The organism is Brevibacterium sp. Mu109, assembly GCF_900169375.1.
GTDB classification, from domain to species: domain Bacteria; phylum Actinomycetota; class Actinomycetes; order Actinomycetales; family Brevibacteriaceae; genus Brevibacterium; species Brevibacterium yomogidense_A.
In genome coordinates this window covers 41,437-58,093 of record NZ_FXZF01000013.1, presented here as the reverse complement: position 1 = coordinate 58,093, position 16,657 = coordinate 41,437, and the positions used below count along the sequence as shown (strand labels likewise).

Annotated in this window: 9 protein-coding genes; 4 read left to right on the top strand and 5 right to left on the bottom strand. The window is 69.9% G+C overall.

Annotation, left to right across the window (positions count from 1 at the left end):
- Nucleotides 1-3: 3 nt before the first annotated feature.
- Genes BSP109_RS09490 through BSP109_RS09480 form a run of 3 tightly spaced genes read left to right on the top strand, consistent with a single transcriptional unit; the run spans nt 4 to nt 4,172 of the window.
- Entirely contained in the window at nt 4-939 is a 936-nt protein-coding gene (locus tag BSP109_RS09490) for an ABC transporter permease (protein WP_101600231.1), read from the top strand.
- Nucleotides 932-3,148 (top strand): ATP-binding cassette domain-containing protein, encoded by a 2,217-nt coding sequence (locus BSP109_RS09485; protein WP_101600229.1) that lies wholly within the window; start codon nt 932-934, stop codon nt 3,146-3,148. Before BSP109_RS09490 ends, BSP109_RS09485 begins: the two co-directional genes overlap by 8 nt.
- Nucleotides 3,132-4,172, top strand: a complete 1,041-nt coding sequence (locus BSP109_RS09480) for a 3-oxoacyl-[acyl-carrier-protein] synthase III C-terminal domain-containing protein (RefSeq protein WP_180959682.1) — start codon at nt 3,132-3,134, stop codon at nt 4,170-4,172. Before BSP109_RS09485 ends, BSP109_RS09480 begins: the two co-directional genes overlap by 17 nt.
- A gap of 1 nt (nt 4,173) precedes the next feature.
- Here the strand turns inward: BSP109_RS09480 and BSP109_RS09475 are convergent, their stop codons facing one another.
- The 3 genes from BSP109_RS09475 to BSP109_RS09465 are packed head-to-tail and all read right to left on the bottom strand — an operon-like array spanning nt 4,174 to nt 8,547.
- Nucleotides 4,174-5,130 (bottom strand): NAD(P)/FAD-dependent oxidoreductase, encoded by a 957-nt coding sequence (locus tag BSP109_RS09475; RefSeq protein WP_101600225.1) that lies wholly within the window; start codon nt 5,128-5,130, stop codon nt 4,174-4,176.
- Nucleotides 5,108-6,829, bottom strand: coding sequence for an ABC transporter ATP-binding protein (locus BSP109_RS09470; protein ID WP_101600223.1), 1,722 nt, complete (start codon nt 6,827-6,829; stop codon nt 5,108-5,110). The genes BSP109_RS09475 and BSP109_RS09470 overlap by 23 nt, the downstream gene beginning before the upstream one ends.
- Nucleotides 6,826-8,547 (bottom strand): ABC transporter ATP-binding protein, encoded by a 1,722-nt coding sequence (locus BSP109_RS09465; RefSeq protein ID WP_101600221.1) that lies wholly within the window; start codon nt 8,545-8,547, stop codon nt 6,826-6,828. The genes BSP109_RS09470 and BSP109_RS09465 overlap by 4 nt, the downstream gene beginning before the upstream one ends.
- A gap of 144 nt (nt 8,548-8,691) precedes the next feature.
- On the opposite strand from BSP109_RS09465, the gene BSP109_RS09460 reads away from it, so the two are divergent.
- Nucleotides 8,692-14,346, top strand: coding sequence for a non-ribosomal peptide synthetase (locus BSP109_RS09460; RefSeq protein WP_180959681.1), 5,655 nt, complete (start codon nt 8,692-8,694; stop codon nt 14,344-14,346).
- A gap of 35 nt (nt 14,347-14,381) precedes the next feature.
- Here BSP109_RS09460 and BSP109_RS09455 read toward each other — a convergent pair whose 3' ends face one another.
- Nucleotides 14,382-16,013, bottom strand: a complete 1,632-nt coding sequence (locus BSP109_RS09455; protein WP_101600216.1) for a BCCT family transporter — start codon at nt 16,011-16,013, stop codon at nt 14,382-14,384.
- Nucleotides 16,014-16,256: 243 nt separating this feature from the next.
- Nucleotides 16,257-16,574, bottom strand: a complete 318-nt coding sequence (locus BSP109_RS09450) for a TM2 domain-containing protein (protein ID WP_101588414.1) — start codon at nt 16,572-16,574, stop codon at nt 16,257-16,259.
- Nucleotides 16,575-16,657: the final 83 nt, after the last annotated feature.

Below are 16,657 nucleotides of genomic sequence, written 5' to 3'. Positions count from 1 at the left end.
CCCATGATCCGCACTGCGATGCGGGTCCTGGGCCGCGTCGTCGGCGGTCTCGTGGCCGTCTCCCTGCTGGTGCACGTCCTGGTGGCGCTGCTGCCCGGAGATGCGGCATCGGTGATCGCCGGACCCGCGGCGGACCCCGAAGCGGTGGACGACCTGCGCGCGCAGATGGGCCTGGACCGGCCCGCGCCAGTCGCATGGTGGGAATGGGCGAGCAGCGCGCTGGTCGGAGACCTCGGCACGTCGCTGATGACCGGTCGTCCCGTCATCGACACGCTGAGTGCACGAGTGGCCAACTCCTTCCTCATCGCACTGCCGGCCTGGGTGATCTCCGTCGTCGTCGGGACATGGATCGCAGGGATCGCCGCTCTCGGCCGGCCCCGGTGGGTGTCTGCCGTGACCGTGGCAGTCTGCGGGATCCCCGAGGCCGTCGTGGTCATCGGCCTCGTGATCCTCCTGGGGGTGTGGCTGCACGTGCTCCCCGCGATCTCGCTGGTGCCCCTCGGGGAGAGTCCGCTGTCGGATCCTCGCGTGCTCGTGCTCCCGATCATCGCGCTCGCGGTCCCCTCCGCCGCCTGGATGGCGCGCATGCTGCGCGGACCGGCGGCGGACGTCGCGCGACGTCCCGACGTGCGGGACGCCCAGGACCGGGGGAGGGGACTGCACAGCACGCTGCTGGCGTTCGCCGTCCCCGCGCTCGCCCCCACGATCGTCCAGGTGGCGGCGCTGCTGGCGGCGAGCACCCTGGCAGGTGCGGTCGTGGTCGAGGAGCTGCTCGCCTATCCCGGCGTCGGAGCGATGCTGGCCGCCGCAGTATCCGCGCGGGATCTTCCCGTCGTGATGGGGACGTCGATCGTCATCGCGGGCGTCACGTCTCTGCTGCTGGCCTGCGGGGACGAACTGACGCGCGCGGCGCGGAGCAGGAGTGGCGCCTATGCGTGACATCCGAGACCTCCGGATCGTCGTGACCGTGCTCGTCGTGGTGGTGGGCCTGCTCGCACCCCTGCTCCCCGGAGTGCCGGATCCCGCGGCAGTGGTGGGCCGCCCCTGGGAGGCGGCCAGCACAGCGCACCCGCTGGGTCTGGATCGCCAGGGGCGAGACGTGCTCGCCCGCCTGGCGCACGGCGGCTGGTGGCTCATCCTGCTGGCCGCGGCCGCGGGGACGGCGACGACCGTGTGCGGCACGGGTCTGGCGCTGCTGGCCTGGCGCAGCCTGCGCGTGGAGGCCGCGGTGAGCGCTGTCACGCGCACGGCGCTGGCGCTGCCCGGAATCCTCGTCGTCCTCCTCGCGGGCATCTTCCTGCCGGCCTGGGTCGCGGTCGCGCTGACGATGGCGCTCCTGGGCGTCCCGCTGTCCGTGCGGGTCGTCGGCAGCAGCCTCGCGGCGCAGCGTCGCTCCGGATATGTGCGTCACGCTCAGCTGCGCGGCGCACCCCCGACCGCGGTGCTGCTGCGGGAGGTGCTGCCGTCAGCGGCGGAGACCGTCATCGGGGACGCGGCGATGCGCGTCATCGCCGCACTCCAGCTGACTGTGGCGGTGGGCGTCATCCTGCCGAGCGGCCTCTCCTGGGCGACGATGATCGCGCAGGGGATGTCGGGCATCCGGCTCAACCCGTGGGCGACGCTGGGCCCTGCCTTCGCGATCGCCCTCATCGGGGCGGCGATGGCGGTGGGCTTCGACGCGCTGAGCGACCGCATCATCAGGGGCCGGGAGCACCCCGGTGCGGGAAGGGCGGCACGGTCGCGACAGGACGGCGTTCGGGTGCGAGTGACGGACGAGCAGCTCAGGAGACACCGCGGTGCGCAGGAGGACGGCGTGGAGGCTGGCACTCTGCGCGTCTCCACGCTGCGTGGGAGGACCGTGGTCGCCCTCACTCATCTGAGCGTGGTGCCGGGTGAGGTGCTCGCGGTGCGCGGCGCCTCCGGCTCCGGCAAGACGACCCTCCTCCGCGTGCTGGCGGGACGTCCCGTCCCCGGTTTCCGGGTGAGCGGGCGGCTGCGCGTACCGGGCAGAGTCCGCATGGTCACTCAGGATCCAGGATCGACGCTCAGCCCGCAGAGGAGGGTCGGCCGCGCGATCCGCGACGGCCGCCGCGGATTCTCGCGGGCCGCGCTGTGCGAGGCGCTCGCTCAGGTGGGCCTCGCGGAGGAGTTCCTCGATCGGCAGCCGTGGGAGCTGTCCGGCGGCGAAGCCGCGCGAGTGGCGATTGCGCGAGCGGTCCTCGACGATCCTCCGGTGCTCGCGCTGGACGAGCCGACCAATGCACTCGACGCCGCATCCCGCGACCTCGTCGTCGGGATGGTGCGCGACCGCAGCGAGCGGGGCCGCATCACGCTCGTGGTGTCCCACGATTCCGTTCTCGTCGACGAACTGGCGTCTCGCACGGTGGATCTCGCCGCTCCGGGGAGCCCTGCAGGGCCGGTGGACGGTACCGTCCTTCCCGGTCCTGCGGGCGGTCGCCCTCCACGAGTCTCCACGAGCGGCACCGGCCGGGAACTGCTGCGGTGGGAGGGCCCCTCCGAGTCGTCTGATCCCTCCCGCGGACCGGTCGTCTCGCTCCGCTCCGGTGAGATCGTCGCCCTCACCGGGCCCAGCGGCATCGGGAAGTCGACCCTGCTCCGGGTGCTGGCCGGAGTGAGCGCCGGATCGGGCCGCCTCCGGGTGGACGGACGAACGGCGAGCATGGAGGACTGGTCGTGGATCCCGCCGCGAGATCCTGCGCAGCGGGCTCTGGTGGCGTATGCCGGGCAGGATCCTGTTGCGGAGCTGGGGCCGCTGCGCTCGCTGGTGTCCTCCGTCGCGCAGGCGGCGGGCAGCGACAGACGACGCGCGGCCCGCATCCTGGCACGGCTGCACGTCCCCACCGGGGCGATGCGCAGACGGCCGGGCAGATGCTCCGGCGGGCAGCGACAGCGAGCGGTGCTCGCTCGCGCACTCGCGTCGGCTCCCACTGTCCTGCTCGCCGATGAGCCCACCGCGTCGCTCGACGCGGCCTCGGCTCTTCGAGTGCGCGCGGAGCTCGAGTCTGTCGCGGCCGCCGGCGGCTGCGTACTGGTCGCGACCCATGACCCCGACCTCGTCTCGCTCGCTCACCGAGCCATCCACATGGAACATCCCGGACAGATCGAGGAGCATGAACATGCGATGTGAAGGACTGGGACTGACGTCGGCCGCGGCGGTGCTGGGGGATCGCATCCCCCTGGACGCCGCGATCCGTGCCGGTCATCCTGCAGTCGCGGACCTCGACGCTCAAGAGCTGGCCTCCGTCTGCCGCGGGGGCCGTCCTCCTCACGAATCCGCTGCCGAGGCGGCACGGCTTGCGTGGGCACGTCACCCCGAACGCCGCGACGACACCGCCACTGCACTGATCCTCGCGAGCTCCAGCCGCATGGGCCACCCTCTCTGGTCCGCGGCGTCCTGGCTGGGCGCGCAGACAGTGGGACACGATCGACTCACCCACTGCGGGACCGTGAATGCCCTCTGCGCCGGCAGTGTCCATGCGCTGGCTGCCGCCGCTCGTCTGCTCACCACGGAGCCGCACATGGACAGCGCGCTCATCGTCTCGAGCGACACGGCCGAGGCCATGGGCGCTGACCGGTGGGCGTTCGACGGCGGCGTCACACTGGGCGACGGCGCCGGGGCCGCGGTGCTCGGCCGACAGGGGAGGGACCCCAGCGCCCAGCTCGGTTCGTGGGCCCTGCTGTCGGTCAGCGAGGGTGCACACGCCGGTCTCGAATACCTGCAGCGCGGTGATGCGGAGCCGGGCCGTGAACGGCCTGCCCCGATGCGGTACCGGGAGCTGCTGTCGCAGGCGTGCGCTCGGCGCAACGTGGACGTCGCGGGGCTGAAAGCCCAGCACGCAGCGATGCTGACGTCGACCGTCGATCGAGCGCTGGCGGAGGCGGGCGTCGACCGCTCACGCGTGGATCGCTGGGCGCTGCCGTTCGTGGGGCGGCTCGCGCTGCAGGTGGGGTACCTCGAGCCCCTGGGCATCGACGAGGCTGCGTCCACGTCGGTCCTCGGGCGCACCACGGGCCACCTGGGCGGGGCGGACGCTCTCGTGGCCCTCGACCACCTCGAGTCCGCGGGCGCCTCGAGCCCCGGTGCCCTCGTGGTTCTGGTCGGGGTGGGAGGCGGCCAGACCTGCTCGGTGGCGGTGCTGCGGCGCGTGTGAGTCAGGGAAGGGGCACTGCGCCCGATGACCTGAACAGGTCCTGCTCCAGCCACATGGCGGTCTGTGCGCCGGAGCCGGCGGACCCGATCACCGAGGAGGCGGGGCCCGGCAGGTCCCGGCTGCGTCCCGCGTCGCCGGCTGCATACACCCCGGGAACGGTCGTCCGGCCGAAGGCGTCGACGGCCAGGCATCCGTCCAGCAGCGACTCCGCACCCAGATCCGCGCCGATCGTGGATCCGGCGGTCGTGGTGGGGAAGGCGAAGACACCGTCCCGATCCAGCATCCTGCCGTCCGCGAATCGGATGAGGACCTCGTCCTCACCCTCGATCGCCTCGAGAGGCGTCTCGTCGATGCGGGCGCCCAGCGCCTCGAGCGCGGATCGCACATCCGCCCCCGCTTCGAAGGGCCCGTTGGTGAGGACGTGCACATCGGTGGAGAACCTGTCTGCGATGTACGCGGCCTGCACGGGGCCGAACTTCCCTGTGCCGATCACGGCCAGAGCGGTGTCGCGCGATTCCCAGCCGTGGCAGAACGGGCAGTGGAAGACCGTGCGCCCGAACCGCTCCATGAGGCCGGGGATCGCCGGCAGGTGATCCCGCAGCCCGGTGGCCAGAAGCAGCCGACGGGCCCGGCGCATGGTCCCGTCGGAGAAGGTGAGCGTGAAGTCGCCGCTCACGCCGGACGCGCTCTCAGCCCGGACCGGCACCGTGGTGATGGAGGGGTAGGCCGCGAGCTCCTGGCGGCCCAGGCGGCGCAGCTCGGCAGGATCGAAGCCGTCGCGGGAGAGGAACATGTGCATCTCACGGGCGGGTGCATTCCGCGGCCTGCCGTCATCGGCGAGCAGGACGGAGCGTCGCTGGCGCCCCAGGAGCATCGCGGCGTTGAGGCCCGCAGCCCCGCCTCCCAGCACTGCCGCGTCGTAGACCTCGGGCTGCTCATCGGTTCCAGTGTCGGTCATTCTCGTTCCCTCCTGGTGAGTTGCGGTCGTCGTTCGTCTGCGTTCGAGGGTGCTTGTCGGCGGGCAGGTCGTCAGACAGGTCACCGGACAACCGGACGACTCGGTCGGCCCGGTCGAGGATCCACGGGTGATGCGAGGCGATGAGCACGGTGCGCCCGCGCAGCACGGGCAGCATCGCTTCCACCACTTCGGCCTCCGTGATCGCATCCAGCGCAGCGGTCGGCTCGTCGAGGAGCAGGATCGGCGCATCCTTGAGCAGTGCACGTGCGAGTGCCACGCGCTGACGCTCACCGCCGCTGAGTGCGTGTCCTCCGGGCCCCACGTCGGACTCGAATCCGTCCGGCAGGCGATCGGCGATGCGGTCGACGAGGCATGCGCGCATGACCCGATCGATGTCCTCGGGATGGGCGTCGGGGCGGCCGGCCAGAACCGCTCCGCGGAGCGTTCCGCGGAAGAGGTAGCTGTCCTGGAACACTGCGGAGACCATCGTCGACGTGCTGTCGCTGCCCAGGGCGCGCGTGTCGACACCGCCGATCAGCACGGCTCCGCCGATCGGATCCAGATGGCGGGCGCACAGCGCCAGCAGGGTCGATTTCCCGGACCCCGATGGCCCCGTCACCGCCGTGATCGTGCCTTCGGGCGCCGCGAAGTCGAGTCCGCTGAGCACCTCCCGGGCGCGATGCGCCGCCACGACGTCCGCGACCCGGACGTCCGAAGCGGCCGGCGCCTGAGCCGGTGTGTCAGGTTCCGTGAGGCTCGGCTGCGAGAGGTGCGCTTCGACCCGGCTCAGCGCTGCGTCGGAGAGTCGCCAGGCGCCGGACAGCTCGCCGGCGGCGGTGGCCAGTTCGACGAGTCTGGCGGCGAGCACCGCCAGGACGACCGCCTCGGGACCGGTGGCGTCTCCCAGTCGCCAGGCGAGCGTCACCACCGTGACCGCGAGCGCCAGCTGCACCGCAGCGCCGTAGCCTGCGAGGCCCGGCATGGCCAGGCGCAGCAGCCCCCGGTGGCGGTCGTGCATGACCCGGAGCGCACGGTCGAGTGAGGACTCGGCCCTCGACCCGGCTCCGGCGGAGCGGATGAGGTGCTGGAGCTGGACGAACTCGATGACCCGAGAGGAGGCCTCGGCTGCGGACGCCTGCACCTGCGCATCCGTGCGCACCACGAGGTCGCCGCAGACGCGGTGGGCCAGGACCAGCAGGGGGAAGAGCAGAAGCAGGACGATGCCCGACGGGGGATCGATCGCCGCCATGACCGTGATGAGAGCCGCTGGGGTGATGAAGGCCCGCGTCCACGGCTCGGCGAGGTGCGCGGGCAGGGTCACCGTGCTCATGACGTCGGCTCCCGCCAACCGGCTGATCGGGCCGGTCGCACCGCTCGTCACGTTCGCGGGAGCGGCGGTGCGAAGAGCCTGGCCCACAGCCTCGTGAAGCGGCTCCGTCAGGGCGTACCCGCTGGAGCGGGCCCGCCGGAGCGCAGCATGCTGAAGCGCGGAGCAGACCGCCCAGGCTGTCGTCAGCGCGAAAGCGGGCCACCACGGGAACTCTGCCGGTGCCGTGCTGATGGAGCGGAGCAGCGGAAGCAGCAGTGCATAGACGCCTGCTGGTGCCGCGGCCGCCACGACCAGGAGGAGAATCGCCGCGTCGATGCGGCGTCGGTGCGAGGCAGGGGCGAGGCGGCGCAGCCGCAGCAGGGGGTTCACCGCGCATCCTCACGAGGAACCGCCGTCTGCAGCCGGGAGTAGTGCGCGTAGATCCCGTCCCGGTCGTCCAGCTGTGCGGGAGTCCCCCGCTCGACGATGCGGCCCTCGTCCATCACCAGCACCTCGTCCGCCTGCGCGACTGCACTGATCCGGTGCGAGACGAGGAGGACGGATCGTGCGCGGCCCTGCGCTCGGATCGCCGCGAGAACGCGCTCCTGAGCCTCCTCGTCGAGAGCAGAGGTCACCTCGTCGAGCACGAGCACATCATGGTCGCTCAGCAGCGCCCGCACGATTCCCACCCTCTGCCGTTCGCCTCCCGACAGGTCGACCCCGTCGCCCAGCGCTGTGTCGATGCCGTCGGGCAGTCGGGCGAGCAGCGGTCCCAGGCCCGCCACCCGCAGCGCTTCCTCGATCCGGTCGTCGTCCGTGCCGGGAGACGCCAGTCGGATGTTCTCCGCGATCGTCCCGCGCATGAGCCGGGTGTCCTGGGGGACGTACGCGGCTCGCGCCAGCAGCTGGTCCTCGGACAGGTCGCGGGTGTCGTGACCGTGGATCAGCACGCGGCCGGCATGCGGCTCACGCAGCCCTGCGAGGATCTCCGCCAGGGTGGACTTCCCGGATCCCGATCGGCCGATCACTCCGACCGTGCGGCCCGGCACGAGCGTGAGCCCGACATCGACGAGCACCTGCCTGGCCCCGTAGGAATAGCCGACGCCGTCCAGGACCACCTGCTCGGTCGCGCGCCGGATCGGGATGAGGTCCTCCTCGTCTCGCGGCCGCAGTGAGGACTCAGCGGGCGCCTCTGTGCGTGTCTCAGGGGGCGCCTCATCGAGGAACTCACGGATGCGCTGCAGAGAGTGGCGGCCCTGGGCCGCCTCCTGGAGCGAGAAGGCGAGTGACTGTGCGGGTGCCGTGAGCGTCGGTGCGAGCAGCGCTCCTGCTGCGACCTGACTGAGGTCGAGGGTGCCGGCGACCACGAGTGCTGCGCCCACCAGCACCGTCACGACGACGCTGGTGGGAGCGGAGAAGCAGATCTGAGACGCGCCGATGCGGGGTGTCAGGGAGGCCGACCAGCGGCGGACGAAGCCGCCGTAGTCATTCGCTGCGCGCACGTAGCCGGAATGGGCCTGCCGGGGATCGCCGAACACTCGAGCCACCCGGAAGCCCTCGACGTACTCCACGACGGATTCGTCGAGCGCAGCCGATGCGGCGATGTAGTGGGGCATGGAGGCTCGGATCTGCGCCAGCGATCTCCTGTGGAGAAGAGTGCCCACGACCAGGGGAACGACTGCGGGGAGTGCGAGCGGCGGTGCCAGCATCAGAAGCGCGACGAACCCGGTGAGCGGCCCGACCACGCACGCGGTGAGATCGAGGACGGTGTGCCCGACGAGGTGATGCAGCGCGCCCACGTCGTCGAGGACCACGCGTCTCACCGCGGCCGGCGACAGCGCCTCCACATCGGCGAGCGGACGACGGCGCACCGACTGAGATGTCTCTCTGCGCAGATGCAGCTGAAGTCGCGCGTCCGCATGGTGGGCGAGGGTCAGCGCCAGCGAGTCGAGCGCAGCGCGAGCTGGTGCGGAGACCGCGGCCAGCAGGACCCAGGGGAGCAGCGCACCACCTGTCGCGACCGCCTCGATGAGGAGAGCCAGAGAGATGAGCGGCAGCGCGGCGCAGGCCGACGCCAGCGCCTGGACGGCCACGGCGGCCGCCAGCAATGAACGAATCCGCCGCGGAGAAACGGCTATATTACGACCCTTTGATTTGTCGTTCTCTGTCGAATTCCCCACAGTTGAAGAGCGTATAGAGGAAAATCAGGTCCGAAAAATAAGCGGCAGGTAATAGCATAGGTGATGGTTTATATGAATGTCCGATCCCTGTCAGAAATCATCTCCGAAACCTGCGGAATCGCTCTCGAGAATCTGAATGACGACACGAGGATCGGGGATTCCGGTCTGACGTCGTTGGATTCGATCTCCGTGAGGCGTCGGATCGAGCAGGACTTCGGTGTGCGGCTGCCGTTCGTCGCGTTCTCCCCGCAGCACAGCATCGGTGAGGTCGTGACGCGGATCGAGGAGGCGCTCTGCGAGCTGCCCGACGGTGCGACGAGTGCTGGCGACACCGGGGGCCGGCAGCGGGGGCGCAGTACCTCCGGTCCTCGACCAGGAGCGGCGGACGAGGCGCCGCTGACCGCAGTGCAGGCGGCGTACTGGGCGGGACGTGATCCCGAGCTTCCCCTTGGCGGGGTCGCCACCTACTGGTACCACGAGTACGAGAGCACCCCGGACCGCCCGGGACACTTCCTCGATGCACTTGAGAACGCCTGGCGGACACTCATCGACGTCCACCCCATGCTGCGGATGCGAGTCACGGCAGCGGGACGACAGCAGATCATCCCGGAGTCCGACTGGTCCCTGCAGCGGATCGATCTGCGATCAGAGCCGTCGCACCACGACCTCGCGATCCGTCTGCGGACAGAGGCTGATCACCGGAACCTCACCGAGGCAGGTGGGCCGCCGTTCTTCGTCCGGGCCGTCCTGCTGCCCGGTTCGGTGCGGGTGCAGGTGGGCTTCGACGCGATCGCCGTGGACCTTCGCAGCTGGCGACTGCTGATGCACCAGTGGGGGAGGCTCACCGCGGACCCGGGGTGTCGGATCCCCGCACCGCAGTTCGACTTCTGCCAGCAGCTGGCGGTGGAGCCGCCAGGACAGTTCGGCTCAGACGATCCGACGCGCGCTGCGGATGTCGCTTGGGTCCATCGCACGCCCCCGCTCCCACTCACGGAGATTCCCCGCGACGGGCATCGCTTCGTCAGCCACGAGGGAGTGCTCGACGCAGCGGTGTGGCGACGGGTGCGCGAGCACGCGGGTGAACGCGGACTGACGCCTACCGGTGTCGTCCTGACCGCCTTCGCCACCGCGCTCGCTCTGCATGCCGGTCCCGGCTCCCTGGCGCTCACGGTCGACGGCCGCGGCGAGTACGAGACCCGGGCGACCGTCGTGGGCGATTTTGCGCGCCTGGTCGCGATGGAACCCCCGCTGCGTCGATGGTCACGAGGGGAGACGGCAGCGGACTATGCACGACGAGTCGCGGATGCCCTGGGCTCCGCGGTCGACACGGGAGAGAGCGCCATCGAGGTCGGCAGGCGACAGCGCGCCTGGGACGGAGCGATGGAAGGTGTGCCCGCTCTGCCGGTCGTCTTCACGTCCGCCCTGGGCGACGACGGAGCCACGGATGATGAGTGGCTGGGCGAATGCGTCCACCGTGTCTCGCAGACTCCGCAGGTGCTCATCGACCACATCGTCCGCGAGGAGGACGGGCGCCTGCTCCTGTGCCTCGACGCAGTGGACGAGGCTCTCGAACCGGGGTTCGCGGCTGCCCTGTGCCGGAGTACGGTCGGCCTGCTGAACGGTCTCGCCGACCCCGACGGCTGGCTGGATCCGGCGTGGGGCGGCGATCCCACTGGCGACCTGCCGCTGCCGCGAGTTCCGTCGCCCTTCAGCGGTGCGGGCAGTCGGATCGACGACCCGCTGCGGATGGTGGAGGAGAGGCAGGCCCCTGCAGTTCTGGCCGGGGGTGCTGCGCTGTCTCATGGAGCAGCGGCACGCGGTGCAGCGGCGGTGGCAGAAGAGCTGGTGCGCCGGGGCATCGAGCCGGGTCGACCCGTCGTGATCGCCATCCCGAAATCAACAGCCCAGGTCGTCGCCGTGCTCGGAGTGATGAGAAGCGGTGCGTGGTACGTGCCCGTCGACCCGGGGTGGCCGCTGCGGCGGCTGGAGGAGGTGCGGAGAAGATCCGGCGCCTCGATGGCACTGGTCCTCGCAGGCTCTGAGGGTGAGGCGATCAGTGACCTCTTCGACGTCATGGAGCTGGACGACGAAGGGCGCCCCAACCAGGTTCGCTCTCCAGGTGCGAGGAGATGCGGGGACGAGACCGGTGCCGATCGCCATCCGCTCGCCGAGCATCGAGCGTATGCGATCTTCACCTCGGGCTCCACAGGCGAGCCCAAGGGTGTGGCGATCACGCACGATCAGGCGCGGACGACGATCGATGCGGTGGTCGACCGCTTCCGCTTCGGCCCGGACGACCGAGTCCTGGGTGTCTCGGCATTGACGTTCGATCTGTCCGTGTTCGATGTCTTCGGCATGCTGGGGGCCGGCGGTGCGCTCGTGCTGCCGGACGAGACTCAGCTGCGGGATCCGTCGGCCTGGTGCGACCTGATCGAGGAGCACGCGGTGACGGTGTGGAACTCGGCACCGCCTCTGCTGGAGATGCTGGTGGAGTACGCGGAGCACGACGACCGGGCCTCTGCGCAGCTGTGCAGCCTGAGGACGGTGATGCTGTCCGGAGACTGGATCCCGGTGACCCTGCCCGACCGATTCCGCGCACTGGTGCCGCACGCAGACGTGCACTCGCTGGGAGGCGCGACGGAGGCCGCGATCTGGTCGATCGCCCACGCGGTGGGCGAGGTGGACCCGAGCGCGCCGAGCATTCCGTACGGGCGCGCGCTGCCCGGTCAGAGCTTCTTCGTGCTGACCGACGACGGTGCTCCTGCGGCCGTGGGAGACGAGGGCGAGCTCTTCATCGGCGGTGAGGGAGTGGCCGAAGGATACCTGGACGACCCCGAGCAGACCGATGAGAGATTCGTCGAACTCCCTGCCGTGGGGCGGCGCGTCTATCGGACGGGCGATCGCGGGCGGTGGCTGCGCTCGGGGGACATCGAGTTCCGCGGTCGGGTCGATCGGCAGGTCAAGATCAACGGGTTCCGCATCGAGCTGGGTGAGATCGACGCAGCGCTCACACGGGTGACCGGCGTTCGTGGAGCCGTGGCAGCTGCGGTCGACGGGCCGGACGGCCGGCTACGGCTCGTCGCCTGGGTGGGTGGGGACGGCCTCGACGCGGACCGCGTGCGCAGCGAAGCAGCTGACCGGCTGCCCGCCTACATGGTCCCCTCGGTCCTCACGATCCTGCGATCCCTGCCCGTCACGGACAACGGCAAGATCGATCATCGTGCACTGCCCGACCCGTTCGCGCGGGCGAAGCCTGCCGACTCCGTCTCCGATGCAGGCAACCGGGCAGCCTCAGCATCGACGCCGCACACCGATGCCGTGCGCCGTGTGGTGACCGAACTCATGGGCAGAGCACCCGACTCGGCCCGGTCGCTCCTCGAGCAGGGAGGCACGTCGTTGGATGCTGTGCGCATCGCGAATGTGGTGGAGGAGCGCTGGGGGCACCGTCCGTCTGTGCGCTCCCTCCTGTCGGATCGCCCGTTGGCGGAAGTGCTGGCCGGGGCTGGGGCTCCTGAGGCTGAATCCGAGGCCGTGGGCGCGGGGGACTCCGACTCCCGGATGGAAGACACCCGGGCCCCGGCTCCCGCCTTCACCGGCGCAGCAGCCGGCCCCAGCGCTCCCGCTCTGCCGCACGCTTCTCCTCTGCCGCTGCCGCCCCTGGCCGGAGAGCTGCGGATCGAACGCCCTGCCGCGCCCAGCGCTGACCACTTGCGAGAGCTTGCGGATTGGGCGGATGCTCTGGGCGGCCTCGGTGAGCAGTTGCGCTGGGGCACGGACTGCCTGCTCATCCTTCCTCTCGGCGGCGACACCGTCGCCCACGAGCGACCCTCGCCGGGAGCGGTGGCGACGAAGGCGGGCGCGGGGTCGCCGGCGGCGGCTCGTCCCGATCGAGGCAGGCACGGTTCCGATCAGGTCGCGATCGGCTCTGATCGCGTCCGGTCAGCCCAGGATCACGACGAAGTCGGATCGTCTCTGGACGGTCCCTTCGAGCTCACGGAGATGCAGATGGCCTACCTGCTGGGTCGCAGGGATGACGCGGTCGGAGTCCGGTTCGCACCTCACTACTACACGGAGGTGAGGGTCGCGGCTCTCGATCCTCATCGGCTGCGTGCGGCCCTGGAAGCCGTGAGCGCGGCCCATCCCATGCTGCGAGCCCGGATCACCCACGATGCGCGACAGATCGTGCTGCCGGTCGAGGATCCGGACGCTCGCATCCCGCTGCGCGTCCACGACCATTCGGCTGGAAGCCGGAAGGCCGCGGAAGCCGCGGTGAGCGCTGTCCGAGAACTGCGGTCCCACGAAGTGATCGACCCGGTCTCCGACCCCTCCCTCAGCTTCGACGTCATCGCCTTCCCCGACGGATCTTGGGTTGTAGGCCTGAGCATGGATCTGCTGTTCGTCGACGCTGCGAGTGCCGTGACGATCGTCGAGGCTCTCGACGATGCAGTGGCGGGAGATGAGGTGCGGGCTCCGCAGGCAGACTTCCGCGGATGGGCGACTGCGGTGTCGCAGCGCCGCCTGCGGGAGGGAAGGGAGCCCCAGCTGGCGCACTGGAGGGCCCGACTCGAGGAGATGCCTTCGCCCGCCCTCACTGGACCGGTCACCGGCGGAGAATCCGCCGCCGGGCCCGTGGTGGTCAGGCATGAGGAACGTGTGCACGGCGCGCTGTGGTCCCGGATCGTCCGAACGGCGGGTTCGAACGGAGTCTCGCCCACCGCTGTCGTGCTGACGGCGCTGGCCGGTGCACTGGGGGCCGAGGACGGGAAGAGCGGGACGAGCATCATCCTCACGCTGTTCGATCGCCCTGCCGATCACCGCGGAGTGATCGGCGACTTCACGTCGACTCTCGTCGTCGGTCTGCCCGCGTCCGTCGGGACCTTCGCCGAGCGGGCGCGCAGGATGCGGGATCGCCTCGCGGAGGACCTCGAGCACTCCGTGGGGCCGCTGGGAGTGCACGGCAACGAGGTGCTCCGCATGTGGGCACGGTCGGGTGGTCCACAGCGGGTGCCGATCGTGTTCTCCAGCGGACTGGGGAGCGTCAGCGCGACGAGCGGCCGACCCGTGGACGCCGGGAGACTGCTGGACTCCTGGGGGACGACCGAGTACGCCATCAGCCAGACACCGGGCGTCCTGGCCGATGTGCAGGTGTTCGAAGACACCGACGGACTCGTGGTGCGCATTGATGCCGTGGACTCCCTCCTGCCTCCGAGATGGGCCGCGACCGTGCTCGCAGAGGTCGAACGCACCGTGCGAGGCCTCGCAGGGGCGGGCGGATGGACGGAAACAGCCGGCGGAACTCTCGACATCGGCGGAGGCACACCGACTTCAGTTGTTGAGCGGAGCACAGCCTCGCGATCTCCTGGACTGAAGGACCACGCGGAGGGAACCACCGGACTCCGGAATCGCCTCCGCGACCTGCTGGCAGAGACGATCGGCCGGAATGCTGCCGAACTCGACCCCGACGCGAGGTTCTTCGCGCTGGGCGTGGATTCGATCGGGCTCATCCGCTTCCAACGCAGACTCGCAGAAGAGGGTATGAGCGTGGACGTGCTGGACCTGTTCGAGGCGAGCACTCTCACTGCGCTGGCGGAGCACTTGGATGCAGACAGCGATCCGACGGCGGTCGAACGCCCCGCTCTCACAACGGAGATCGGCGTCGACACGGACGAGCCGCGCTCCCGTCGTGAACGCAGGCGCGCGGCTCGTCAGCTGTCGGTCGGCGTGTGAGCGGGTGGTCCGGTCGTGCCTCCGAGGCCAGGCGATCAGCCGAGTGCGGCGCCCGAGGCGTCGGGTACAGACGCGGACTCGCTGCTGCGAGACGCCTTCTGCGCGGCGTTGAACTCGTCATCGCCCCGCAGCTCGAGCACCAGTGAGATGCCGAGCAGCGCCACGATCAACGTGAACGGCAGTGCGGAGAGCATCGCGGCCTGCTGGAGTGCGGCGAGGCCTCCGACCAGCAGGAGCACGACGGCGGTCAGGCCGGTGACGAGTCCCCAGACGAGGAGCACGGTTCGGCGCGGATTCAGGGAGCCCTGCGAGGACAGCATGCTGAGCACGAACGTGTTCGCGTCGGCACCGGAGACGAAGTACAGCACGACGAGGATGATCGCGATGATCGAGGTCACCGTCACGAGCGGGAGGTGTTCCAGCGTGGCGAAGAACGCGGAATTGATGTCCTCGAGCGCTGCGGCTCCGATCTCACCGCCGTCGTTCATGTCGATGCTGATGGCGGTGCCGCCGAAGATCGTGAACCAGAGGAAGAAGACGAGACTGGGGATCCCGACCACCCCTGCGACGAACCCGCGGACGGTGCGCCCCTTGGAGATCTTCGCGAGGAACACGCCGACGAAGGCTCCCCAGCTCAGCCACCACGCCATCATGAAGAAGGTCCACCACTGCATCCACTGGACGTCTTCCGGAGTGCTCGGAGTGGTGAGGCTGACGGCGAAGAACTCGCTCAGGTACTGGCCCACAGACCGGAAGAACAGGTTCGAGAGGAAGTTCGTGGGGCCGACGATCAGGACGTAGACGCCCAGCCCGGCGGACAGCAGCATGGTGATCTGGCTGAGGTACTTGATGCCGCGGTGGACACCGGACAGAGCGGACAGAGTGAAGAGCACCGTGATGACGGCGATGATGACGATCTGTCCGACGAGCGAGGACGGGATGCCGAAGACCCCGTCCAGACCTTCTGCGATCTGGGCCGCGCCGAGGCCCAGCGACGTCGTCGTGCCGAAGAGGGTGGCGATGACGGCGAAGATGTCGATGACCTTCCCGAGCCATCCGTCGACACGATCGCCGAAGACCGGACGGAGCATCGGCGAGACGAGGCCCGGTCGGTTCCTCCGGTGCGTCGAGTACGCGATGGCGAGTCCGAAGACGCCGAACACGCCCCAGGCGTGAGGCCCCCAGTCGAAGTACGAGAACTGCATGGCGGTGACTGCCGCCTCGATCGTCCCCGCTTCCGCGCGCCCGTGGGGAGGCGCGGCGAAGTGGGAGATGGGTTCTGCGACCGCGTAGCTGATGAGGCCGATGCCCATCACGGCGGAGAGGATCATCGCGAGCCATGCCCAGGTGCTGTACTCCGGGCGTGCGTCGTCGGAACCCAGGCGGATCGTGCCGTAGCGGCTGAGTGCCAGATAGATGAGGAGCGCGATGCAGCCGAGCGGGACGAGGAGGTACAGCCAGCCCACGCTGCTCGCCGTTGCGTCCATCGCCGACGTCATGGCGTCGTTGAGTGACGTGGCGGAGATCGATGCCCAGACGACGAAGAGGGCGATGATGGAGAGCGACCCCCAGAACACAGCGCCTATCGGGCCGGTCCGTGCGGGTGCCGGGTCAGCCGGAGGGGGTTCGGGGGGTTCGCTGGTCGTACTGCCGTCAGAATGGTCCATGGTTCCTTAGGTCTGCTGAAGAGGGGGTCCGCGCGGGCAGGGGCGGCCGGAGGCACTGCATGCGGGGCGGACGGTCTGAGCCGTTTCGCTGTTCACGGCGCGGTACACCCTAGCCCCGATCGCAGGTGGGACCCCCACTGGAACCGTGTATCCCAGCGTGATGGGACGCAGCACACAGAAGAACCGTCCCCGCGTGAGCACGCGGGGACGGTTCTTCCTGGAGCGGTTCTCAGCCGGTTCGTGTCACATCAGTTCAGTGACGTTCCCTGCGGTGAGAGCTGCGGAGCAGCCGCCGGACAGCAGACCGAGGACGATGAGGACGATCGTGACGATGCGAGTGACCTTCTTGTGCTCCTCGAAGCCTTCGAGCGGTCGGCCCTCCTTGTCCCGCGTGTTGCCGGTGAGGACCATGATGAGGTCGATGAGCGCCCAGATCCCGAATCCGCCGGCGGTGATGAGCTTGAGGATTCCGGTGCCGATCTTGCCCAGGTAGAAGCGGTCGATGCCGAGGGTGCCCAGGAACTGTGCGAGGGCCCAGGTGACGAGGTAGGACTTGTTCATGGGACTAGCGTACGACGCGAGAACCCTCGACCTGCACCGCATCCGTGTTTCAGTTCTGCAACCGCATGCAGGAGCAGGCTTCG